At 28.7% G+C, this 25,384-nt stretch carries 24 protein-coding genes; 22 read left to right on the plus strand and 2 right to left on the minus strand.

What is annotated here, in order from left to right; genetic code table 11:
* Window positions 1-341: 341 nt before the first annotated feature.
* Both CSPA_RS08180 and CSPA_RS08185 read left to right on the plus strand, forming a co-directional pair.
* Window positions 342-842, plus strand: a complete 501-nt coding sequence (locus CSPA_RS08180) for a prolyl-tRNA synthetase associated domain-containing protein (RefSeq protein ID WP_015391762.1) — start codon at window positions 342-344, stop codon at window positions 840-842.
* Window positions 843-1,275: 433 nt separating this feature from the next.
* Window positions 1,276-2,349 (plus strand): galactose ABC transporter substrate-binding protein, encoded by a 1,074-nt coding sequence (locus CSPA_RS08185; RefSeq protein WP_015391763.1) that lies wholly within the window; start codon window positions 1,276-1,278, stop codon window positions 2,347-2,349.
* Window positions 2,350-2,372: 23 nt separating this feature from the next.
* Here CSPA_RS08185 and CSPA_RS08190 read toward each other — a convergent pair whose 3' ends face one another.
* Complete coding sequence (locus CSPA_RS08190) at window positions 2,373-2,936, minus strand: 3D domain-containing protein (protein WP_015391764.1); 564 nt, start codon at window positions 2,934-2,936, stop codon at window positions 2,373-2,375.
* A 336-nt stretch (window positions 2,937-3,272) separates the two neighbouring features.
* Window positions 3,273-5,192, minus strand: coding sequence for an anaerobic carbon-monoxide dehydrogenase catalytic subunit (gene cooS / locus CSPA_RS08195; protein ID WP_015391765.1), 1,920 nt, complete (start codon window positions 5,190-5,192; stop codon window positions 3,273-3,275).
* Window positions 5,193-5,942: 750 nt separating this feature from the next.
* On the opposite strand from cooS, the gene CSPA_RS08200 reads away from it, so the two are divergent.
* The 20 genes from CSPA_RS08200 to CSPA_RS08295 all read left to right on the plus strand — a co-directional run bounded on the left by CSPA_RS08200 (window position 5,943) and on the right by CSPA_RS08295 (window position 25,362).
* Window positions 5,943-7,328, plus strand: a complete 1,386-nt coding sequence (locus tag CSPA_RS08200; protein WP_015391766.1) for an amino acid permease — start codon at window positions 5,943-5,945, stop codon at window positions 7,326-7,328.
* A gap of 282 nt (window positions 7,329-7,610) precedes the next feature.
* Window positions 7,611-9,035, plus strand: a complete 1,425-nt coding sequence (locus CSPA_RS08205) for an amino acid permease (protein ID WP_015391767.1) — start codon at window positions 7,611-7,613, stop codon at window positions 9,033-9,035.
* A gap of 569 nt (window positions 9,036-9,604) precedes the next feature.
* Window positions 9,605-10,486, plus strand: coding sequence for a DUF1002 domain-containing protein (locus tag CSPA_RS08210; protein WP_015391768.1), 882 nt, complete (start codon window positions 9,605-9,607; stop codon window positions 10,484-10,486).
* 67 nt (window positions 10,487-10,553) lie between these two features.
* Window positions 10,554-10,967 carry an RrF2 family transcriptional regulator gene (locus tag CSPA_RS08215; RefSeq protein WP_015391769.1) on the plus strand — a complete coding sequence of 138 codons (414 nt, stop codon included), beginning with the start codon at window positions 10,554-10,556 and terminating at the stop codon, window positions 10,965-10,967.
* A 263-nt stretch (window positions 10,968-11,230) separates the two neighbouring features.
* Complete coding sequence (locus tag CSPA_RS08220) at window positions 11,231-13,030, plus strand: heme NO-binding domain-containing protein (RefSeq protein WP_015391770.1); 1,800 nt, start codon at window positions 11,231-11,233, stop codon at window positions 13,028-13,030.
* A gap of 383 nt (window positions 13,031-13,413) precedes the next feature.
* The gene (locus CSPA_RS08225) at window positions 13,414-13,932 is read left to right on the plus strand and encodes a hypothetical protein (RefSeq protein WP_017810761.1); all 519 of its coding nucleotides are present in this window, start codon (window positions 13,414-13,416) and stop codon (window positions 13,930-13,932) included.
* Window positions 13,933-14,101: 169 nt separating this feature from the next.
* A complete protein-coding gene (locus tag CSPA_RS08230; protein ID WP_015391772.1) occupies window positions 14,102-15,061 on the plus strand; it encodes an ankyrin repeat domain-containing protein in 960 nt (319 codons plus the stop codon).
* A 478-nt stretch (window positions 15,062-15,539) separates the two neighbouring features.
* A complete protein-coding gene (locus CSPA_RS08235; RefSeq protein WP_015391773.1) occupies window positions 15,540-15,923 on the plus strand; it encodes a hypothetical protein in 384 nt (127 codons plus the stop codon).
* Window positions 15,924-15,926: 3 nt separating this feature from the next.
* Window positions 15,927-16,763, plus strand: a complete 837-nt coding sequence (locus CSPA_RS08240; RefSeq protein ID WP_015391774.1) for a hypothetical protein — start codon at window positions 15,927-15,929, stop codon at window positions 16,761-16,763.
* Between the two features lie 83 nt (window positions 16,764-16,846).
* Window positions 16,847-17,584, plus strand: coding sequence for a response regulator transcription factor (locus CSPA_RS08245; RefSeq protein WP_015391775.1), 738 nt, complete (start codon window positions 16,847-16,849; stop codon window positions 17,582-17,584).
* Window positions 17,585-17,605: 21 nt separating this feature from the next.
* Window positions 17,606-18,331 carry a Flp pilus assembly protein CpaB gene (gene cpaB / locus CSPA_RS08250; RefSeq protein WP_015391776.1) on the plus strand — a complete coding sequence of 242 codons (726 nt, stop codon included), beginning with the start codon at window positions 17,606-17,608 and terminating at the stop codon, window positions 18,329-18,331.
* A gap of 44 nt (window positions 18,332-18,375) precedes the next feature.
* The gene (locus CSPA_RS08255; RefSeq protein ID WP_015391777.1) at window positions 18,376-19,158 is read left to right on the plus strand and encodes a CpaE/TadZ family protein; all 783 of its coding nucleotides are present in this window, start codon (window positions 18,376-18,378) and stop codon (window positions 19,156-19,158) included.
* A 10-nt stretch (window positions 19,159-19,168) separates the two neighbouring features.
* On the plus strand, window positions 19,169-20,569 hold the full coding sequence (locus tag CSPA_RS08260; protein ID WP_015391778.1) for a TadA family conjugal transfer-associated ATPase: 1,401 nt from the start codon (window positions 19,169-19,171) through the stop codon (window positions 20,567-20,569).
* A gap of 2 nt (window positions 20,570-20,571) precedes the next feature.
* Window positions 20,572-20,766, plus strand: a complete 195-nt coding sequence (locus CSPA_RS08265) for a Flp family type IVb pilin (protein ID WP_015391779.1) — start codon at window positions 20,572-20,574, stop codon at window positions 20,764-20,766.
* Between the two features lie 8 nt (window positions 20,767-20,774).
* On the plus strand, window positions 20,775-21,206 hold the full coding sequence (locus CSPA_RS08270; RefSeq protein ID WP_015391780.1) for a TadE/TadG family type IV pilus assembly protein: 432 nt from the start codon (window positions 20,775-20,777) through the stop codon (window positions 21,204-21,206).
* A gap of 18 nt (window positions 21,207-21,224) precedes the next feature.
* On the plus strand, window positions 21,225-21,623 hold the full coding sequence (locus CSPA_RS08275) for a TadE/TadG family type IV pilus assembly protein (RefSeq protein WP_015391781.1): 399 nt from the start codon (window positions 21,225-21,227) through the stop codon (window positions 21,621-21,623).
* A gap of 23 nt (window positions 21,624-21,646) precedes the next feature.
* Window positions 21,647-22,555, plus strand: a complete 909-nt coding sequence (locus CSPA_RS08280; RefSeq protein WP_015391782.1) for a type II secretion system F family protein — start codon at window positions 21,647-21,649, stop codon at window positions 22,553-22,555.
* A gap of 20 nt (window positions 22,556-22,575) precedes the next feature.
* Entirely contained in the window at window positions 22,576-23,490 is a 915-nt protein-coding gene (locus tag CSPA_RS08285; protein WP_015391783.1) for a type II secretion system F family protein, read from the plus strand.
* 49 nt (window positions 23,491-23,539) lie between these two features.
* A complete protein-coding gene (locus CSPA_RS08290) occupies window positions 23,540-24,727 on the plus strand; it encodes a radical SAM protein (protein ID WP_015391784.1) in 1,188 nt (395 codons plus the stop codon).
* Between the two features lie 68 nt (window positions 24,728-24,795).
* Entirely contained in the window at window positions 24,796-25,362 is a 567-nt protein-coding gene (locus CSPA_RS08295) for a prepilin peptidase (RefSeq protein ID WP_015391785.1), read from the plus strand.
* Window positions 25,363-25,384: the final 22 nt, after the last annotated feature.

The following is a 25,384-nucleotide window of genomic DNA, read 5'->3' on the forward strand; positions in this document are numbered from 1 at the left end:
TTATGACAAGCAGAAAATGAAACAACCTTAGAGGAAACTCGACTCACATTCGTTCGCTGAGTAAGCGATTCACACCAAATCATAGATTTGGGTTCACTGCTTAATAACCATCATCAGCTCAATTTCACATGCCTGCTTCCAGAAAAATGTATCTAATTTCTAGTGTAGTGTTACGATTATAATTTCTCGATAATGCATACATATTCCATTTATAAGTTTGAGTATTAATTTGGATATATATAATTAGAACATATATATTATCTTTTACTAAACAGAGGGGATTTATTCAAAATCATATAAAGATTACATTTAATAAAAAGATATAATTGGAGGTGTGTAAAATGACTGAAGGAAATGAGCAAAAAGTATATGATGCACTAAAAGCCTTAGAAATTAAATATATAAGGTATGAGCATGAACCACTTTATACTGTTGAAGACACTAAGAAATTAGATATAAACATTACAGGACAGCATTGTAAAAATCTGTTTTTAAGGAATTCCAAAGGGAATGTACATTATCTTGTTTTATTAGATGATGCAAAAAAGGTTAATCTAAAAGATTTAGCTAAACAAATAGAAAGTACAAAACTCTCCTTTGCATCAGAAGAAAGGTTATATAAATATTTAGGTCTTAGGCCAGGTTCAGTTACACCATTTGGCATAATTAATGATATTGAAAGTGAAGTTATAGTTTTAATTGATAAGGATATAACCAAGGCTGATGTGGTAAATTTTCATCCTAATGTAAATACAGCAACAATAGGGCTTTCATATTCAGATCTTGAAAAATTTATTAAATGGCATGGAAATAAAGTTTATTATGTAGACATAAGTATTTAATCATACTAAAATGCAATTTTTCATTGATATATAAGTATTCTTTTCGAGGTTTATAGATATCCAAAGCAAGAATTAGACATATACGGAACGTACCGAAATTAAACACATATTTATTACAGCGGACTAATGAAATTTTCGCTGGATGGGTTCTAAGTGGAAGGTTGCACCCATTTCTGCATGTTCCTAAAGTAAATTTATGACAAGCAGAAAGTGGAACAACCTTCCACTAATAACCATCACAGCTTAATTTCATATGCCGCTTGCACAAATATGTATCTAATTTCTAGGGTAGTGTTACAATTATAATTGCTCAATAATACATATATATTCCACTTATAAGTTTGATTATTAAATTGGATATCTATATGAGGAATAAATAGTGCACTTATAGTTTAATATATTATTAATAAAACAAAATAATATGGAGGCTACAATGCAAATAATAAGAAAAGCAGCTATAGTTATTATGATTATAATGATAAATACTGTAGTTATAGGTGAAAATTTTATTACTACCTTTGCCAACCAAACACAAAATTTAAATAGTAGGAATGCTGCAAATGTTGCAGTGCTTCTATATAGTTTTGAAGATTTATTCTTACAAGATGTTAAAAAAGAGTTAGAAAGAATTCAAGAGGAAAATCCAGATAAAGTTAAATTTACTTTTTACGACGGAAAAAATAATATAGCCAAACAAAATGAAATACTAGATTCACTACTTAGAAACAATGAAGATCTTATAATAGCAAATTTAGCAGATGTAAAAGAAAGTGTGGTTGAAGACTTTGTTAATAAAGTTAAAGTTAAAGAAATTCCTTTAATAGTGTTTCATGTTGATCCTAAAATAGCAGAAAAGCTATCGAAAAATTATAACAAAGTAGTTTTTATTACACCTAATGTGCCTAAATCAGGCTTTGCTGAAGGAGAAATTCTAGTTGATTTATGGAAGGCTGATAAGGACAGCATTGACAAAAATGGTGATGGTATTTTGCAATATATTTTATTGGAGGGGGAAGCAAATAATTTAGGAGCAATAGAAAGATCAAAATATGCCATTAAAGCAATCAATGATTCGGGAATAGAAACAGAAGAACTTGCGCATGTTAATGCAAATTGGTTAAAAGATATGGCAAAAAATGCAGTGGATAGTTTATTGCTTAGGTATAGTGGTAAAGTTGAAGCCATAATTTCTAACAATGATGCTATGGCAATTGGTGCAATTGAAGCACTACAAAAATATGGATATAATACAGGTGATAAATTTAAATATATACCAGTAGTTGGAATTGATGCGATACCAGAAGCTAGAGCTTTGGTTGACGAAGGATTTATGGAGGGAACAGTTATTCAGGATCCGAAAGCTTTTGCGGAAGCATATTATGCCGTTGGAATGAATTTAATTAAGAATGAAAATCCACTTGCAAATACTGATTACAAATTTGAAAATGGAGAGGTTGTAATTACTCTGCCATATGATAAATATGTGAAGAAGACTAGTGAGCCATAGGAATAAGTATGTTAAGGAAGGGATTAGGTTTGTTTCAATATATAACCCTGCACTTTTTGTACACCATAACTGTTTATTCTATGAGCATATTGTTTATCACTTTCACCAGGTTCTCGTTCTATAAAGACATCTAATCTATTAGCTGTATCAAAATGTTCATGTGAGCCTCTATCATTTACAACTACTTGTCCGTAGTTCTCTAAATATATTTTTGTATTTAAAGGAATTACATTATTGGCAACACCTCCAGGTATTAAAGGCTTGTTTTCACACGTAACAGCACCAGCACTGCTATTTTCAAAGTCCAGGGAGGTGTAGAAGGTAAGAATAAATTCTTTCCATTCAGGTGAATTTACATTCTCTTTCAGTAATGATTTCTTTTTCATTTCTTCTTGCTTGTCTTTTTCATATTGAATTTCAATAGGATTTTCAATTAAATGCAGTTCTGTGCTATGTATAATTGCTTGAGGTTTATCTTTTATAATTTCTTCAGTTACCATATGAATTGGTGTTGTGGTATTTATATTACTAGCATTAAATAAAAAAATAACATTTAATAAATACAGTAGCGTCTTTATTTTAAACATTTGTCAACTCTCCTTTGGCAATCCTAAATTTAATATGACATAAATATTTATTTTTAAATTATAACATAAATGTAAAATATTAACAGTAAAATTTAAAAAATTATACACCTATATAAAGAGCAGCTATGCTGCAACAACGGATCTTAATTATTTCAGTTCACAGTTTACAATTTACAATTGAGTAGAAAAGTCGATGGCTATGCCACAATACGCACCTATAAAAAGAGCAGCTATGCTGCAACAACGGAACTTATCTGCAACTTGAAACTTATTAAGATGAGGATATTCCGAAGGAATATCCTCCTTAATCATTTATTATTCAATATTCATAATTAACTACTTTAATCCTAAGCCTTGCCTCTTTGCTAGAATATGAGCTTCAATATCATTAGCTACATCAGCTGGATTATCACCTAAAGCAATTTTTCCACCAGTTACATCTTCAGCTTTATCGGTTAATAATTCAACTAATTTAGGAGCTCCTGTCATAAATGGAGTAGGAGATAAATGAGTGTAAGCACCATAAGCTAAAGCAAAGATTCCATCTATGGTTGCTTTTTGCTCCATCCATTCAGGGGCAGTTACTGCTATTGGCAGAGCAGAGACATCCACGTCTAAGTGATCAGCAAGAGCTGTTACAAGCATTGAAATTCTTCCTGTATCAGTACAAGTTCCGAAGCTTAGTACTGGAGGGATTTTTAACATATTACACACTTCTTTTAATCCTTCTCCAGCCATTTCGTTAGCTGCCTCAAGAGTACATAAGCCAGCTACTTCAAGAGCGTGATTTCCACAACCGCCAGCAACTACTAAAATATCCTTTTTTATAAGTTCTTTTGTTAGATTTATAGTCATCGAGTCTTGAGGACCATTTCTTAAGGTTGAGCAGTTTGCAAGGGCCACAACACCTTTTATTTTGCCAGCAGCTATCACTTCTACTAATGGGTCAAGTTTGTTGCCGATAGCTCCTAAGACGGCTTCAGTAGAAAAACCTGCAATGGCTTTTTGTATTTTCTTTGGAACCATAGGTACAATGTTTCTTTCTTTTCTCTTTTTATAGTTTTCTATACCGAGTTCAATTAATTTATCAGCCATTTTATCAACTTCATAAGGATTATAAGGTATTTTGTGTTCAACACCAGGTAAATCGATTATAGTACTTACAGCTACTAAAGTTACTTGATATTTTTCAGCATACATATCTATGGCTGGAGGTGAACAATTTTCTTCCATTGCAAATACATCTACAGTACCAGTAGCTAGTAATGGCTCAATAGTAAGCCAATTTCCCATATGCCCTATAAATACATCGTCCACTTCAAATCTTTGAAGCAATTCTTGACCTGTTTCAATTGAACCAACAATTCTAAGTCCCTTTGCACCAGTAGCTTTTGCTTTTTCCTGCACTTCCTGAGTTCTGGCTTTTAAGATTGTTGCAACTCCTGGCCAAGGTTGGTGTCCATTAAATACTATGTTTACATAGTCAGGATCCATAATCCCTAAATCCATGTTAACCTCATGAGGAGTAGGGGTCCCAAAAAGTATATCTTGAACCATTTCAAGTCCTATTTGTGTATTGTAAATTGTAGCAATACCAAGTCTAAGGGCCTTCATCGCTAAGGACACATGACTTCCATCCACATTAGTTAAGCAGCTGGCTACACAATTTTGTTCTTCATGAACTGTTCCTGCAGGATAGATCGCTAACTTTTTCCATAATTCTTTTCTCTTTTTGGGAGCAAAAGCTTCAACCATTATGTTTTTATCTTCAATATCGATGTGTTGCTGTTCTTCAAGAAGGGTAGCTAATTGAATTGCCATAGCATTAGTATCTTGATTTGTATCTATCCCAACTTTTTCACACATGAACTTAAGCTTATTAACATCAGTGATTTTAAATGGAGTTTTTCCTTCCCCGGTAGCCTTTAAAGTTCTAAAAGCTTCATAAGCATGATGACTGTAGGTGCCAGCACCCATTATATTTTTTAAAAGAAAGTTTCTCATGGCCATAGCATCAGGATCGATTCCACAAACTCCTTTTTCTTGACCAGTTTTTTCACTTATTCTACAAGGTCCATTAGAACATAATTGACAGCTTACACCTTGTAGGCAAAAAGTACATCTGATTTTTTCTTGCTGAGCATATCTGTCAAATACATTAGACATATTATCTTCACGAATTCTTTTAATCATTTCTTCAACAGAATCATGATAGCTGACTCTGCCTTGAAATCTTTCAGGACTTTTTTCACTCATAAAAATTTCACTCCTTAAATTTGGCTATAAAAACATGAACACAGTTGTGTTTTGTTTCCACAAAGATTTTATTGTTAATCAAAGAATAATTTTTCCAAAAATAAAAGTAATTATTCATAAATCGTTAATTGCCAAGGATGATTAACGTAATATATAGATACACAACGTAAGAATTAGACTTACGCGAAAATTACCGAAATCCAATACATTTGTCTTCCACAGGACTAGTGAAATTTTCGCTGGAAGGTTCTAAATGGGGGCTTGCCATCATTTCAGCGTGTTCCAGATGTAAAATCTGGACAAGCTGTAAATGAAACAAGCCATAGAGGAAACTCGACTCACATTCGTTCGCTGAGTAAGCGATTCACACCAAATCATAGATTTGGGTTCTCTGCTTAACAACCATCATCAGCTCAATTTCACATGCCTGCTTCCAGAAAAAATGTATCTGATTTCTAGTTTAGTGTTACGATTATAATTTCTCAATGATGTATGTATATTCCATTTAGAAGTTTGATTATTAATTTTGATATCTATAGACTCTTTATGAGAATTGAGAATTGAGAATTGAGAATTGAGAATTGAGAATTGATCATGGATCATCGAGTATTGAATGTTGAATCTTGCAATATAATTAAAATTTTATTGGATTTTCTAAGTATATAAAGCACTAAATAATAAAATACTATTTATGTAATAAAGTACTTAAGTGTAAAAACTTTAGATAAATATCATTACTAGGAGGACAATATGGATATTTTTAAGAAAAAATCAGTTGAGCAATTATTAGAAGGCGTACATAAAACTGCATTAAAGAAAAATCTTAAAGCAAAGGATATAGCAGCCTTTGGAATAGGTGCAGTAGTAGGTGTTGGAATTTTCGTGGCTACTGGAGAGGGCGCACATTTAGCAGGACCTGCAGTTATTATTTCCTTTATTATAGCTGGTATAGTAGCATGTCTTTGTGGTTTATGTTACTGTGAACTTTCAACAATGTTTCCTGTAGCAGGAAGTACATATTCATATTCCTATATAGTATTTGGTGAAATAGTTGCTATGATTATTGGATGGTGTCTTACAGCAGAATATTTAGTTGCTTGCAGTGCTATAGCATCAGGATGGTCAGGCACTTTTGTAGGAATATTAAATTCCCTAGGAATTTCATTGCCAACCGCGTTTATATCATCACCTGCAAAAGGAGGAATAGTGGATTTACCAGCAATAATAATAATTGCAATAATAACTTTACTTTTGTGTTATGGTATGCAAGAAAGTGCAAAGGTTAATAATATAATTGTAGGAATAAAAATAGCAATAATTCTTATATTTATAGCACTTGGAGCAGGTCATATAAATATAGCCAACTATCAGCCATTTATCCCATATGGTTTTGGTGGGATTTTTGCAGCAACGGCCACTATATTTTTTTCATATATAGGCTTCGATGCTATATCAACAGCTGCAGAAGAAGCTGAAAATCCTAAGAGGGATATTCCCTTAGGACTTATTATTTGTTTGATAGTGGTCACAATACTTTATGTATCCGTCGCAGTTGTGCTTACAGGAATGATTCCTTTTAAAGAAATAATATCAGAAAATGCAGTGCCCGGGGCTTTGGCAAGAGTAGGGATAAATTGGGGAGCAGCATTAGTAGGAATTGGAGCTATACTAGGAATGATTTCGACACAAATGGTTGTACTTTATGGTCAAGTTAGAATATTTATGGTCATGTCTAGAGATGGCCTTTTACCCAAGCTATTTTCAAAAGTACATCCTAAGTTTAAAACTCCGTACCTTTCTACGTTAATAACAGGTACTTTAGCAGCAATAATAGCAGGATTTTTACCACTAGACTTTATAGTACAATTTTTGAGCATCGGAACTTTATTAGGATTTTCGGTTGTCTCATTAGCAGTTATAGTTCTTAGAAAAACAATGCCTGATTTTAAGAGAACTTTTAAAACTCCATGGGTACCATTTACTCCAGCAGTGTCAATAATAAGTTGCATTGTTCTGTTGAGTCGTTTGCATATGAAAACTTGGATAGGTTTTTTAATTTGGTTAATAATAGGACTTTTTGTATATATTTTCTATGGAAGAAAACATAGCTTACTTCAAAATGGAGAAAAAATATAAGATCTATACTTATTTCTAAATTATTTTAAATAATTTTTTAATAGTGCTTATACATAGTAAATTTAAGGATTAAGGGTACTTTAATATTATATATAGAGAATTAAAATTAAAAAAAACTCATTTATCAGAATGTTAATATCTTGCGGAATAATATCAAAATATGATAATATACTAAGTGATTTGTTAATTTTTTATGATTATTTTGGGGAAAAAATTAAATCTTAGAAAATTGTAAGATATAAGATATGAATTTTGGGCTAATTAAAAAATAGGAGGACCCTTATGAACATTTTTAAGAAAAAATCAGTAGATAAGCTGCTGGATGGAGTGCAGAAGACAGGATTGAAGAAAAATCTTAAAGCAAAAGATATTGCTGCCTTCGGTATAGGAGCAGTAGTGGGAGTAGGTATATTTGTTGCAACAGGTGCAGCAGCTCACTTAGCGGGACCAGCAGTAATTATCTCATTTATTTTGGCTGGTATCGTAGCTTGTCTTTGTGCATTGTGTTATTGTGAACTTTCAACTATGTTTCCTGTAGCAGGGAGTACATATTCTTATTCATACATAGTATTTGGTGAAATAGTTGCAATGATAATTGGATGGTGCCTTACAGCTGAATACTTAGTTGCATGTAGTGCAGTAGCAGTAGGTTGGTCAGGTACTTTTGTAGATATATTAAAATCCTTTGGGGTTATGTTACCAGAATTTTTAACAGCATCACCAAGTAAAGGCGGAATAGTAAATTTACCTGCAATGTTAATAATAGGTATTATAACTTATCTTTTATATTATGGTATGAGTGAAAGTGCAAAAGTTAATAATATAATTGTTGCAATAAAAATATCTATAATTATTATATTTGTAATTCTTGGTGTAGGACATATAGATACAGCTAACTATGTGCCTTTTGCGCCAGCTGGATTTGGTGGGATTTTCGCAGCAACCTCGACTTTATTCTTTTCCTTTATAGGTTTTGATGCTATTTCAACAGCAGCTGAAGAAGCAGAAAATCCAAAGAGAGATATTCCACTAGGACTTATAACTTGTTTAGCAGCAGTTACAATTTTGTATGTTGCAGTGGCAGTAGTACTTACAGGTATGGTTCCTTATAAGGAAATAATTTCTGAAAATGCAGTACCAGGTGCTTTAGCTAGAGTAGGTATACATTGGGGAGCAGCATTAGTAGGTACAGGAGCTATTCTTGGAATGATTTCTACAATGATGGTTGTACTTTATGGACAAGTTAGAGTATTTATGGTTATGTCAAGAGATGGACTTATACCAAAGGTATTTTCAAAGGTTCATCCAACTCATAAAACACCACATATTTCAACTTTAATAACTGGAACAATTGCTGCAATAATAGCAGGATTTTTACCATTAGACATTATTGTAGAATTTTTAAATACAGGAACCTTATTTGGATTTATTGCAGTTTCTGCTGCAGTAGTAGTTCTAAGAATAACTATGCCAAACTATAAAAGAATATTTAAAGTTCCGGGAGCACCAGTTACACCAATTATAGCTATAATTTGTTGTATAGTATTATTATGCGGTTTGAAATTAATTACTTGGGAAGGCTTCTTAGTTTGGATAGCAATAGGCTTTATAGTTTACTTTGTTTATGGACGTAAGCATAGCGTACTTCAAAATGAAGATAGGGCAGAAAATACAGAAAACTTAACACCAGAAAATATAGAAAACTAAAAAGATAATAAAAGATGTAAGTTTTCAATATAAATTTGAAAGCTTGCATCTTTATTTTACATATAAGCTCTAGTTAAGATTGCACAGATCAATTTTAGATACCAAATTAATACTCAAACTTCTAAATGGAATATGTATGCATTATCAAGAAATTATAATCGTAACACTGTACTAGAAATTAGATACATTTTTCTGGAAGCAGGCATGTGAAATTGAGCTGATGATGGTTATTAGTGGAAGGTTGTTTCATTTTCTGCTTGTCATAAATTTAATTTAGGAACATGCAGAAATGAGTGCAACCTTCCACTTAGAACCTTCCAGCGAAAATTTCACTAGTCCTGTGGAAGATAAATGTATCTGATTTCGGTAATTGTTGCATAAGTCTAATTCTCGCTTTGGATATCTATAAAGAAATCCCGAAGGTGCTTTCTTTGAACAATTGCAATTTTAATATAAATGTAAGATTATTATTAGAAAAAGTTAATTGGTTTTATGCTATAATGTACGAAGAAAAAATAGTATAGAGTATGGACAATATACTTATTGCATAATAAAAGGAGTTTAAAATTATGAAATCTAAATTATTTATAGCAAAGTTAACTATGACATCTTTAGCAATATGTCTTTTCTTTACATCAGTTGAAGCAGTTCCAGTTTTTGCAGATTCATTTAAGTCTGTTACTTTAGGAGCTGATTTAAGCGAAGCTCAAAAACAAGAAATGTTAAAAGCTTTTGGAGTGACTAAAAACAGTGCTAATATATTAGAAGTAACTTCAAAGGAAGAACATACTTATTTAGCTAAAGTTGCATCAGAAGCTCAACTTGGAAATAAAGCAATATCATGCTCTTATGTTGAACCAACAGAAAAAGGCGGATTAAATGTTTCAACCAATAATCTAACTTGGGTTAATGATGGAATGATAAAAAATGCATTAATCACTGCTGGTATAGAAAATGCTAATGTTAAAGCATCAGCACCTTTTGAAGTATCTGGAACAGCAGCATTAACTGGAATATTAAAAGGTTTTGAAAATACTAGCACAGGAAAGAAAATAGATGAAAATAAAAAGGAAGCAGCAAATGAAGAATTAATTACAACTGGTGATGTTGGTGAGAAAATTGGGCAAAATGATGCCAGCAATTTAATGAATAATATCAAGAAAGATGTAATAAAAGATAAACCTAAAACAAAAGAGGAATTGAATAAAATTGTTGATAAGGCTACTAATGAATATAAGGATAAATTAACAGACAAAGATATTGAAAATATAAGAAATGTAATGAGTAAAATAAATGACTTAGATCTTAATTATAACAATTTAAAGGATCAAATGAATGATATAACTAATCAATTAAAAGATAAATTAAATACAAAAGAAGCCCAAGGATTTTTTGCTAGATTAGAAGAAATGTTTGCAGACTTTTTAGATTCAGTAAAAAGTTTATTTTAGTTGACAAATGAAAATAAAAATAATATATTAAAAGTATACTAAAGTAGTAAGGTTTAGAGGAGATAAGATGAAAATAACTCAAGAAGCAGATTATGGAATGCGTGTAATACTTTATCTGTCAAAGTTAGAATATGGAGCTAAAGTTGATGCAGCAACAATGGCAAAACATGAGGAGCTTCCATTAAGGTTTTTATTAAAACTTTTAAGGAAATTAATTGCACCTGGAATAATTAAATCTTTCAGAGGTATTAATGGGGGGTATTCTCTTAATAAGTTACCAGAAGAAATTACACTATTAGATGTTATAGAAGCCATAGATGGACCAATATATGTTAATAGATGTATTGCTGATCCAGGCTTTTGTAATGCTAAAAAGGGAAATAGATGTGAAATTCATAGAGCTCTTTCAGGAGTGCAGAAAAGTCTTGTTTTACAGCTATCAAAGATAAATTTTAATGATTTAAAAGATGGTAACTTTTAATACTTTGCACAGTAAATTAGCACTTAGGATTAGTGTGCTGACCTTAAGTCCTTTTCATGTATTAATTACTTGATGAGGATTTTATTTTTGCAATTTAATATCTATTAAATTACAAAAAATAATTTATAAGGAAATGTTAATGTTAATAGTACAAATTTACTAATAATGATATAATAATTATAAATGTCAATTAAATTGTAGTATATTAAGAATAATATTAAATAAAAATTTAGACAGTATGATTTTCTAAGGAGGAGAATGAGATGAAAGGCACAGTTGTAGCGACTTGGATGAGAACCAATAGAAAATTATTTGGTGATGCTACTGTTAACGATGCAATGGATTATGTTGGGTGGGGAGCAGAAAAAATTTTTTCACCTATCGAAAACATAGATGATGCAGAAGTTAATAAAATAATGAATTACATAGCAGATAAGGAAAATATGAAAGTTGGGGAACTTTGGAGGAAAATTGGACAAGACAATATAGTATCCTTTAGTCATGATTATCCTGCGTTTTTTAAACATGAAAATGTTTATTCGTTTTTAAAATCAATGTTTGATGTACATGTTGTTATGACAAAGAAATTTGCAGGAGCAAAGCCACCATTAGTATTGATGGAACCAATTTCAAATAATGAAGCTATTTTTAGTTATAATTCTTCAAGAGGAATGTTTGATTATTTCATGGGAATGCTACAAGGCTCTTGTCAGCATTTTAATGAAAAAGTAAAGATGGAAGAATTATCACGAACTAGTAATGAATTAAAGCTAAAGTTAACTTTTGATAAGGATATATATTATAATAAGAAATATTTCTTCAATAAATTACTCTCTTTAGGTTTTATAAAAAGCTTTGGAGGTAAAGCAGGTTTATTTACTTTTGTAATATCTGCAATAGTAATGCTTCCTATGTTAGGTTTTGATAACATTATTAAAGCGTTGATTGGAAGTATTGTAGCTGGAGTAGGAACTTTTGCAGGAGTTTCTTTGATGATGTCTCCAATGAATCAAATAAAAGAAGAACTTGATAGAATAATAAACAATAAATATAATTTAGATGGAAAAATTCAAACAAATGATTTCTTTGAGGAAATCTATGAGCTTCTTAAGAGTCATAAAAAGGTTATTCAAGCTGATTTTGTTGGTTTCAAAGGTGTTACAGATGAAATGAATACTTTTGTAAATAAAATTAATGAAATATCAACTTCTATGGATAATACTACTAATGAAATAAGCGGAGTAGTTGAACAAGTTGCAAATGGTGCATCTATGCAGGCACAAAATACAGAAACTGCTGTACAAGCTCTTAATGGTAATATTGAAGCATTAAGAAATATAGTAAATAAAGAAAATGGTAATAAATCAGAACTTGAAAATGCAATGATAAAGATAAATAATAGTTATGAAAATGTAGATAACACAAGTAAGAATATTTTAGATTCATTAGAGAAATTTAATGAAGTTAAGGAAAAAGGTACACATCTTGAAGGTAAGGCAAAGGATATAACTAATATTGTTGCTATTGTTTCAGGAATTGCTGAACAAACTAACTTGTTGGCCTTAAATGCATCAATAGAAGCAGCAAGAGCTGGTGAACAAGGAAGAGGCTTTGCCGTTGTAGCTGATTCCATAAGAAAATTAGCTGAACAGTCAAAGGATGCTGTTTTAGAGATAAATTCAAATTTAGAGATATTTGTTAAAGAAATAGAAGTATTATCAGATCAAATTGATAGTCAATACGATGTGCTAGCAAAAGAAACTGACACTTTAAAAGATGTTAGAGATATAAGTTTCGAAGCTAATCAATCTGTACAAAGTGTAGCTAATTCTATGATTGAAACAATTAATAGATTAAATACAGAGGCTGACTCTATAACTAAAGTTTATGATGATATAGAATCTTTAGCTGCCATTGCAGAGGAAAATTCAGCATCTTCTGAAGAAGTAAGTGCAAGTGTTACTAATTATACTAATGAAATTAAGAGACTTATAGAAAATATATATGACTTTAAAGGAATTACTGAAACCTTTAAAAATGATTTATCGAAGTATCAAATCTAAATTAAAGATGGGTAAGCTGTGTCTGATTGACAGGAAACAGTTTGCTCCTTTTTTAATTTTAAGTAACCTCAAGTGTAATAGATGATTATAAAGATTTTGCTTTTCATCAAGGAGTTACTATGGCTAAGAATGGAAATTTATATACAAATATTTCTTAAAAATAACATTTGAAGTCAAAGTTATAAAGGTAATAGTTATTAATTTAGCTGCTACCTTTATTTTTTTAGTAAATTCAATCAAATATCTCATTAATATAAGAGTTTCTTTATTAATTGTAATTATATGAAATGAAGTATAATTTTATAAATACTATTGAAATAATTAAACTAAAGTATGTTACCAATCGAGAATTACTATATAAAGTTTTGAGAGGTGGAATATTCTTGGATAAGATTAAAAACTTTATTATAGATGTTATTAAATATATGGTCAAGTATATGATTATATTAATAATTGCTATTGGTATTCTTATATTAGGAGTATACATGTGTGTAAAATATAATGATTTACATCCAAAGGTATGGAATGAATTTGAAAAAAACATACAAAAAGAATATGGATCTATAAAAAATGTGGAAGTTTACGACAATGAAAGGTGTATTTTTGTTAAGTATTCTTTAGAGAAAGATGTGGATTTTATTAGAGTTAAAGAGGTTTTTAAAGATACCAGGGATTTTTTGCTAACTGATGATGTATTCTCCAGCATTGAAAAATATCATAATAAAAAGTATCATAATGATTTTCATGAAATATATATCAGATTTTACAATGAAAAAGGAAGTGGAAACTTTTTGTATGAATTTCACTGTATTAGGAATAGTGATTCTGATGAAAAATATGAAAACTTTAAAATGTGGAATATTCGTACTCATGACCAAGAAAATCAAATATTTATTGATTAGTAAATATTGAAATTGTTAATACAATTATCATAGTGGATTTTTTAGAGATATCGTTGAAGATAGGAATATATTAAATTATAAAGTAGGTAGAGTAATGAAAAGAAAAATTATATATGTAGTTCCATTTGTTATTATTTTAAAGGAAGATAATTAAGAGGAGAGTTAGGTTATGCGTAAGAAAATAATTGCTATAACAGTAATTTTTATAGTTATAATATTTATTTATCATATAATTGGTGCGGTTTCTAATTATGTGATAAATAAAATGGCTGATAAGGGTGGAGATAGGATTAATAATATAATGATTTATAGGGATACTCCAGTGTGGGAATTAGCATTAGCTGTGAGGGATCAGGAGACAGAAAAGATAGAAAAAATAGGGAAGAATAATCAAGCGTTATTAAACTATCAAGATCCTAAATATGGTGCTACACTTTTATTATGGGCAGTAGGAATGGAAAAGTATGAATCAGTAGAAGCATTATTAAAATGTGGTTCTAATCCTAATATAGCTTCAACAAAGGATGGAGAAACACCACTTTTTTTAGCTGCAGGTTATTCTTGGATAGATAACAATTACAAAACTGATCCTAAGTATGTGAAAATTTTACTTAGTTATGGAGCAGATCCTAATAAAAATTATGTTGGACACGCTCATGATATTTTGGAGAAAGGCACAAGTCCTTTGATGAATTCTATTGGGTGTGGGCTTGAAAAAACAAAGGCGTTGGTAGAAGGCGGGGCTGACATTAATTATAAAACGAAAAGTGGAGCGAGTGCGGCAATTGAGGCATTGAATCATGTGGGGCCTAACACTAAAAGTGAAGAAATTAAATATGCATATTATTTAATAGTGGAAAAAAAAGCAAAAGTAAATGAGCCATATTATAGAGGGGAAAATGTTACAATGCCTGGTGATAATCCAGAAGATAAATTCTATCCAGTAGATATATTAAGAAATTGGATTATTGAATTAGGTTCAGAAGGATATAAAAAAAAGATGGAGATAGTTGATGAGTTTGAGAGACAAGGTATAGATTATTGGAAGACTAAAATTCCAAAAGATAGACTTGAACAAATTAAAAAGATTTATCCGGATGCGTGGGAGGAATATACAAAAAAGTATTAATAGATTGAATGTAGATGAAGAAATAAAGTCTGCAATAAGAGTATTAAAAATTATATCTAAAGAAATTTCTAAAAAAGAGACTGTGTGCAGTCTCTTTTTTCTTACATTCTACAAGGAACAGTTTAGAATATTTTTTAAAAGAATTGTATTTTTTTGAGTTTTAAAACTATAAAGATGAAAATTATAAGGAAAAATTATATAAATAGGGATGAATTGTAAAAAAAACTTCTTTTCATTCCTGATTTTATACGTTTAGAGTAAAATATATTAACTTTTATTCTAAATTATGAGAAACTTGTTTGAGTGTTTAAACGCAATAAATGTTGAAAAAATAATTATTATAAATTAAAAAATATATACTTTAGTATAATATGAAATATTTATAAAAAATATTACAATTTATAATTATAAACAGTTTGGAAAAGAGTGTAAGAAATAAAAAAACTTTATTCTTATAAAAAGGGGGAAAGGAAAAAAATTGAAAAAAGTAGGTGGGAAATTTACAACTTTATTAGAATTAATTAGGGGAATAAATATACTAAATTTAACACTAATTTTATCTATGATATTATCCATAATGAAAATTAATAAGTATATTGTATTTGTCGTTGTCATGCTTATTTCAACGTCTTTAATGAAATTAACACAGAAGATTATAGATAAACAATTGAATGGAGATAAATCAATATTTCAAAGCAAATTTTTTGTTTTTGTATCTTTTATTTTTAACATATCTTTTCTTGTATATTTTATCTATATAAAGGAATACATAATGATAACATTATTTAGCGTTTTGTTTATTGGAAGTTTTATATTGAAAAAATTACCAGATATAAGAAATAGATTTAATTATGGAGAATAGCATATGGGAGAAAAGGAAAAAACTTTTTTGGGATTTTTAGGTTTAATTATTTCAATAATAATATTTTGTATAGTAATTTTTAATACTATTGATTCCGATAGCATTAAAGTAAATACGTTAAGTGGAAAAATGATAGATTATTTATGTCAGAATAAATACGAAGAATTTTACGAAAATTTATCTTGTGACGAATTTCCAGACTTAAATAAATTCATAATATATCAAGAAAATATGAAACAAATATTAGGTAATATCAAAAGCTATAGAAGTATTGGGATTTATAAAAATAATAGTTTAGATGAAAAAAATAGTTTTTCTGCTGCATATGATATTAATTTTGAGAATTTTTCTGATAAAAAAGTAAGGATGATATTAACTTTTAAATGTATGAATAATAAGTGGCAAGTTTCTAAATATAAAATAGAATCAGAAAATCAAAATGATAATATAGAACTGAGGAATGATATTAAATATATAAATATGAGTATAAAAGATGATAATAAGGAAATTAGTGATGTAAGAAAAATGGCCTTAGATATTATTGAAAAATACAATAATGGAGAATACAAATACATTTATTCAATATTGGATTATGAACTAAAGAAAAAAGGTAATGAAGATGAATTTCTTAAATACCTAGAAAAGCAAAATAATACTTATGGTAAAATTTCTAATATTAAATTTGATAGAGGTGAAGTAGGAAAAGATAAATCAGAATATAAGCTTGATTATCATTATATTGAAGAGAAGACCAATAAGAAGATTTACCTTACATTCTGGATTAGAAATAAAGATAAATTATATTTATCAGGTATTAATTTTAGTGAAAATGTATGGTAAATCACTGAAAAATGACATTGAAGGTGTTAGTAAGTGGTATAAACAATTAGAAATAAAAAATATGAAAGGTTAAGGGGATAATCTTGGAAGCGAAGGATATAAAAAATGAGAAAAAAGATGTTATTGATGAAATATTACCTGAGGTATCAATTGAGTGTCTTAGAAAAATAAAATCATCATTTCTAGTGCTTAAGGATAGCTTTATTACTATAGCTAATAAGGATCTAATTGTATTGAAATATTTTATTAGCAAGAATTCTAATGTTAATATAACAAAATTTTTACCTCTAGTAGGTAGTGATTTAAGCAATGTGTCACAGGGGAAAAGTTCTATATTTTTTGCAAGTATGAGAAAAGCAACTAGCCAAATTACCAATAAATTAAATTATAAAAAAGGAGTTATTAATGTTGAATCTATTGCAGTTCCAGTAAAATACAAAGAAGAAATAGTAGGGTATATAAGTATAACTACAATGAATACGGAACTACTAAAAATTATAAATATATTTATTGAAAGTTTAGCTATTAATATAGAAAGAGAATTAGAAAAAATTTTTATAGAAGAAGAAATTAGAGAATTCACAAATCTAATTAACATTAAATTAGATAAAAAGCCTATAAATTGCTTGTCAGATAAAGAATTATTAGTTACAAGATATATGTTGATGGCATATTCGAATGCTGAAATTGCAAATGAACTTTTTATATCTGAATCAACTGTTAAAACATATTTAAAAAGAATATACGACAAATTTGGGACAAGTAATAGAGTCGACACAACAATTGCCATTATGTGCAGTAGAATTCTAGGGAAATTATAATATACCAGAAAGGTGAGTTAAATGTCATTATATACAAAATTAAAGGTAGTCCTAATAATTATACTTTCTATATTTGTTTCACTTTTTACATATAACTATCTTAAAAACTTAAAAGATGATACGACAGTTGTTGTTTCAACAGAAGATATAAATCCTCATACAATAATAAAGCCTGAAATGATACAAGAAATTGAAATAAGTAAGAGGGACAAAGAAAACTTTGAAAAAGATGCGATAATTTCAAAATCTAATTTTGAATATGCAATTTCAAATACAAAAATAAAAAAAGGTGATGTAATATCAAAAAACGGAAATGTAATTGCAGGATCAAAAGAAGAGCTTATAGAAAAAAAAGCAATGCTTGAGAATGGAGAAGTTAATGATGCTTATTTTATTTCAGAAAACAGCAGGATTACCACAGTAACATTAGATTCAGAAGGCGCTGTAGGAAATAAGCTAAATATAGGGGATTATGTTGATGTTATATTTTCACATACTGGAGATGAAAAAACAAGCTTTTCAACAACTATTATGCAGCATGTAGAAATATATGATATTCAAAAGTCAGGGAGTTTAGATTCTGCAAAAGATATTTCTCTTATTGTAACTCCACAGCAAGCAACAGATATTACTTATGCTAAAAGACAAGGAAAAATTGATTTGGCAATTAATTCCTTGAGTGGTGATAGTCAAACAGCTTCTTTTGCTAATTTAAAAAAGTTTTCTAATATGATGAATTCAAATTAATGATATGTTTAGTGAAAAAGAGATAATTGAATGGAGAAGTTAATATGAGTATTAGTAATAGGAAGAAGAGTAAAAATATTTTATTCTATTCTCCACAAGGAGGAACTGGAAAATCAACATTAGCAATAAATACAGCAATTTTTTCTGCAACATTTGGCTTAAAAACATTGTTGATTGATATGTCTATATATGGAAATATAATATCATCATTAAAAATTCAACAAAAAGGAGGTGGTGGATTAACTTCAATTATTACATTACTTGATTTAGACAAGGGGTTAACAATTTCTACTGATTTTAATGAGGAGGTGAAAAATTCAATTCGTAAAAATATAACTGTAGATAATTTAGATGTCATTATTAGTGCCAATCCTATTAAAATGGAAGCTATGAATGTAAATTATACTAAAGCAGTTATGGAAGTTATTGAGAATTTAAATTATGACATAATTATAGTAGATACATCATCAGAACTTGATGAGAAAAACTTCACATTACTTGAAAAAGCTGATTACATTGTGATGCCAGTTATACAAGATATTTCATGCGGATGGAAAATGGTGTTGTTTAAAGAAATTTCTGAAAGGTATATCGCAAAGAATGACAAAATTGGATTAGTAGTAAATAAATGTAGCAAGTATTCAGGGTTCAATAATATGGAATTTCAAAATGAAATTGGGTTCAAGATTGTTGGAGAAATTCCTTTATTCTTAAAGCAATATCAGAATTATATAAATAGTGGTGTATCAATTAATCAAATGAAAAATAGAAAAGCATATAAAAGTTTTGCTAAGATAGCTCAACAGATTTTAGAAAAAGTTAAGTAATGGAGGAAAAATGAGTGTTGAGAGTATAATAAAAGAACGACAGCTAGATCTTGAAAATAAACTTTATGAAAGGTCTAGTATTACTGAAAGCAATAATGAAATTTTTGAAGATAAAGATGAAGCTAAATTATTGCTAGAGAAAAAGATAAGGGAAAAACTAATTGAAAATTATAGTTTTAATGACATTAATTCTATTGAAAAATTTGGGATAATAAGAAATGCAGCTTGGTCAATGATTGAAGATGAAATAAATATGAATAATCTTACGATATATTTTGATTCATATGATAAAGCAGAGATAATCGAGCAGGTAATTTACACGATTTTTGGATATGGAGTTTTAGATCCATTAATAAAAGATTCTTCAATTACTGAAATAATGGTTAATGGTATTAACAAAATTTTTGTGGAAAAGAATGGTGTAATTGAAAGAGTAAAAAATAATCGTGGTGAATTTTTAAAATTTAATAGTAAAGATGAACTAATAAATATTATAGAAAAAATAGTTGCTCCAATTAATAGAAAAGTAGATGAAAGCAATCCTATTGTTGATGCAAGACTTCCAAATGGCTTTAGAGTTAATATATTATTAAGCCCAATCTCTTTAGATGGACATATTATTACAATTAGAAAATTTCCAGAATCTCCTTATACAATAGATAAATTGGTTGATTTTGGGATGCTTCCTAGTAATGTAGCAAAGTTCCTAGAAAATCTAGTAAAGAGTAAATACAACATAATTGTTTCAGGAGGAACTGGAGCTGGAAAAACAACATTTCTAAATGCTTTAAGTAATTTTATTAATGAGAATGAAAGAGTTATAACAATTGAAGATGCAGCAGAATTAAAATTATCAAGTTTGAATAATCTTGTTAGATTAGAGACAAGGCCACCAAATATTGAAGGTAATGGAGAAATTACTATGAGAGATCTGGTTCGGAGTGCTTTAAGAATGCGCCCTGATAGGATAATTGTTGGTGAGGTTAGAGGTGGAGAAGCACTAGATATGCTACAGGCTATGAATACTGGACATGATGGTTCTTTATCAACAGGTCATGCTAATTCATCTTTAGACATGCTTATGAGACTTGAAACTATGGTTCTAATGGCTGGAATTGATTTACCGCTGATTTCTATTAGGCAACAAATAGCATCTGCTGTGGATATTATCATACATATAAGTAAGCTTCAAGATGGGAAAAGAAAACTTATTGAAATAACTGAAATATTAGGAGTAAATAATAGCGGATACATAACGCAAAACTTATTTGAATTCAAAAGAGGTTCTTCTAACAATAAGGAAATTGGTGTTTTAGAATATACCGGAAATGCAATGAAAAAAACAAATAAATTAGAATTTGCAGGTATGAATTTTGAAAAAATATTAAATGAATACAATATGGAGGGATAACAATGCTAAATAAACTATTAATTAAGTTATATATTAAGGGATACAATTTTATAAAAAAAGATAACAAGGGTCAATCGTTAGTTGAATATGGGTTGATAATTGCTTTGATTGCAGTAGTAGCAATAACTTTGCTTGTTAAGATAAGTGGAGGTTTGACAAATACTTTCAATAAAATAATTTCTGCACTTCCAAGTTAATAGATAAGATGTGTTTTGCAAAAAAATTAGATTTGAATAATAGGGGACAATCATTAATTGAATTTGCAATTACATTACCAATTCTTTTAATTTTAATATTTGCTATGATGGGGATTGGTTTCTATATTTATGATATGTCTGTGTTTACTTTTGCTTCTAATAAAGCATTAGATACAGGGATAGGAAGAGTTGTTTCTGCGGCTATAACACCAACAGATATAGATAATATAAAGAATGATGCATTGAATTATACAAATGCAGCAATATTTGTTTCTAAACCTAAAATTGAAGTTAATAATAATGTAAATAGTTCTACAGGTGAATCAAGATTAACAGTTTCAATAGAAAGTGATTATAATTTTAAAATTTCTTTTGTAAATGAAATATTTGGAAGTAATCCAAAAGTATCATCAAAAAATTCATATATATATATAAAATAATTAGAGAGGTAGTAGTTAATGAAACCTACTTTGAAAAATAATAAGGGTAATATGTTAGTTTTGGTATGTGTTGCATTACCAGTATTTATAGGAATTGCTGGAATATGTTTAGATGGAAGTTTAGCTATTTATTATCAAACAAAATTAATGGCTGCAACTAAGTTTGCAGCCATCTCTGCATCTTCACATAATTATGTTGTTAGTGGCAAAACGGTAATTAATGCAACTCAAGATCAAGCAGAAGCTGCACTTAAAGAAAATTTTGGCGTAGCTAAATTGAGGAGTTTTAGTATAAACCAATCATCAAAAAATAAATGTACACTTGTAGCGGAGACAGAAGTTAATTTTGTTTTTGTTAAAATATTTGGAGTTAATAGTAAAAAGATAAGTGAAAGTTATACTGTCACAAGAAAATAAATTCAAATTGGAAGGGGAGTAGGATGGAACCATTAATTATTTCTTGTATTTTATTTGTAATCATATGCATAGTATTTATACCTTTAGATAAATTTATGAATAGAAACAAGTTACATAAATTAATAGTATTTCTAAATCAAGGTGATTTTAAGCAGAATAAAAATAAGGGAACATTTAAAGAAAAATTTTTTATGCTTTCTGAACGAACTTATAAAAAGTTAAATATTAAGATTAGTGAAGAAAAGTATGAGTTATATAAGGGAAAATTAATTTTAGCAAATATAAATGATAAATTGAGTGTAGAGTGTATTGTAGGAATGAAGATATTAATATCTATTCTAGCATTTGCTTATACAGGTATATTAGCTATTATCATGGACTTTTCAGGATTAATGATAGTATTGCTATTTATTTTAACAGTATTAGGATATTATTATCCAGATATCACGATTAATGTAAGAATAAAGAATAGGCAGCAAGAGTTACAGAGACAACTACCAAATACTTTGAAAACTTTAGCAATAACTACTGAAGCAGGTTTGAATTTTTGGGAAGCAATTAAAAAGGTATGTGAAATAAAAAATGGAGTTTTAGTTGATGAATTTCAAAATATGCTAGATGAGATTAATATGGGAGTATTACAAAAAGATGCATTATTAAAATTAGCAGAAAGGTGCAAAGTAACTGAGATCACGGTTTTTGTTTTTACAATTATGCAGAATTTGGAAAAGGGTTCCGGAGGAGTAATTAAGGCTTTAAATGAGCAAGCAAATGAAGTTTGGGAAATTAGAAAAAGCAAAGCAAGGGAGTTAGGACAGAAAGCATCAATAAAGCTTTTTTTCTCAATGTTAATATTTGTATTTCCGTGTTTGTTAATATTTTTGCTTGGGCCTGCAATTATGTCAATTTTTAAATTTTTCGTAAATAATTAGAGAATTAAGGTGGTGTGAAAGTGGAGCTGTTCTACATAAGTATTTTTGCTGGAATTATTGCTTTTTTAACTTGCAATGTTATAGAATATTTAGTTTTGGGAGATAAAGGGAAAAACAAGCAAATATCTAATTACTATAAATTTATTAAAGGGGATATTATAGTAGCAAAGAGGAAAAAAGTTTTACACAAAAATAATAATTTTGGTGGTGAGATAACTAAAGAAAAGTATGTTATGTATTCTATGCCAATTTGTGTATTAATTTTTATGATAAGTTATATATCATCAAGATCTATGGGACTAGCATTTTTTCTTAGTTTTTTAGGATTACTTTATCCAAAAACAATTATAAATAATAGAATTAAGAAGAAAAAATCGATAGTTAATATGCAATTAATAGATGCATTAAATTCCATTGTTGCTTCATTAAAGGCAGGATTATCAATTAATAGTGCATTGATAAAATGTTCTGATGATTTAGAAAATCTATATTCTTTAGTAAAAGATAAACCTATGTTAGAAGAATTTAATAAAATTAAAAGTGACTTAAATATGGGAATGTCAGTAGATGATACCCTTAGAAACTTTATGGTAAGAATGAAGATGGAAGATGTGGATGATTTTGTTCACTCAGTTATAATAGTAAGACAAAAAGGTGGAAATCTTGTTGAAGTAATGACAAATGTAACTCAAATGATTACTGATAAAATCGCAATTAGAAGAGAAATAGAAATTCTTACAACGAGCAAAAAAACAGAAGCGAAAATAATAACGATAATACCTATATTTATAATAATATCACTATCTATTTTTTCATTTGATTATATAAGACCTCTATATGACTCATTTTTTGGAAAAGTATTAATAGTTGTAGGATGTACATTTTTATTTCTAAATTATTTTATATCTAAAAAAATAGTTGATATTCAGATTTAGATTAATAAGACATTATTTTACTAGGGGATAATTTGGAGGTATTTTAATAATGAAGAAAAGAAATGAATTGGAAAATAACTTAAGAGTTCATAATAATGAAGCAATAAGCACACATTTTACAAATATGATGTTAATAATTACAAATAGCTGTAATTTAAGATGTAGTTATTGTTATGAAAAAAATCATGAGTATGATCCTAACAAAGATATGACGCTAGAAATTGCAAAAAAATCAGTAGATTTATTTTTTGAGCAAATTCCAGAAAAGGAAAATAGGACTAGCATAACTTTTTTTGGAGGGGAACCTCTAATGGCCTTTGATTTAATGAAAGAAATTATAAAATATTCGTATAATCATAAAACAATAGGAGGTTACAAAGGAAGCGGTTATAATTATGTTGTTAATACTAATGGTACTATCTTAACTGATGAAATGTTTTTACTGTTTAGTAAACTTGGTCATAAAATAAATATAAGAATAAGTGTTGATGGGTACAAAGATAATCATGATGTAACTAGAAAAACTATATTAGGAAATGGAAGTTGGGATATATTAAAAGAAAATTTGATGAAATATAAAATTTTGAAGGAAAAGTATGGTGTTAAAGTAGGATTAATAAACACTATAAATAAATCTAATTGTAAAGATATCTATTATAATTATTCATCATTATACGAACTTACGGGAATGAATATAGGATATTTATTTGTACATGAAGATAAGCTAGATGAGAAGGATTTTGAAATAATAAAGGAGCAGGTTGAAAAACTTCATAATTATTGTATTAAACGAAAGATGAGATTTTCAATATGTAATGTTGTAAGTAACAAAAATGAAATTAATGTGCAGAATAATGCTCCAATATGTAGTGCAGGGGTACGATCATTTACTGTAAATCATAAAGGGAAAATATACCCATGTCATAGATGTTATTTTAATAATATGGGAAGTATGTATACTATGGGAGATGTTTATAGTGGTATAAGTAGACATAAAATACAATTTATGTGCGATATAAATAATATGAATATGCTTCCAGAAAAATGTAGGCAGTGCGATTTTATTATAAGAAGAAATTGTCATATATGCTTCACTACAAATAAAAAAGTATATAATGATCCGTATAAAATTCCTATTGAATATTGCATGTTTCAAAAGGAATTATATTATATGTTGCGTGAAAAAGAAGCACAGGCATTAAAATTGAATAGATATGAGGAAGATGTTTTTGAATAAATAGTATGAAAACTTTTTGGGAAGGATAGTATTTTATAATTTTATATATAAGATGCTAAGAGAAAAATATGAATATATTATTTTTAAAGAAGAAAGCTTTTACAAAATTAAATTGTTTAATAATGGTGATTAATATAATAATTTATGTGTTAATTTATAATCTTTATGGAATAACACCTAGGTTTATTCAAATGATATTTTTAACTTCCATTTTGAGTGTTATTAGTGCTATCGATTTGAAATTAAATATTATTCCTAATAAATTAGTCTGTTTAATTTTAATTTTTGGGATTGTATTTAATATTTTAAATGAAACGATAACTTTAGGGAATATGATAGTAGGATTTTTTGTTATTAGCTTACCTTTGCTTATAATCTCTATTGTTCTTAAGGGAAGTATGGGTGGTGGAGATATAAAACTTATGGCAGCAGCAGGAGCTTTTTTAGGATGGAAACATATTGTTGTTGCTTTTTTTATAGCATCTGTGATTGGTTCATTAATATCAATAATTCTTATAATTTCAAATAAAATAAAAGGTAAGGATATGATACCGTATGGGCCATTTTTATCAATAGGAATTCTTATAGCTGGTTTATATGGTGATAAAATTATAAGTTGGTATATTGGAATTTGATATATTATGGTTATGCCAAAAG

This window comes from Clostridium saccharoperbutylacetonicum N1-4(HMT) (genome assembly GCF_000340885.1).
Classification (GTDB): Bacteria; Bacillota; Clostridia; order Clostridiales; family Clostridiaceae; genus Clostridium; species Clostridium saccharoperbutylacetonicum.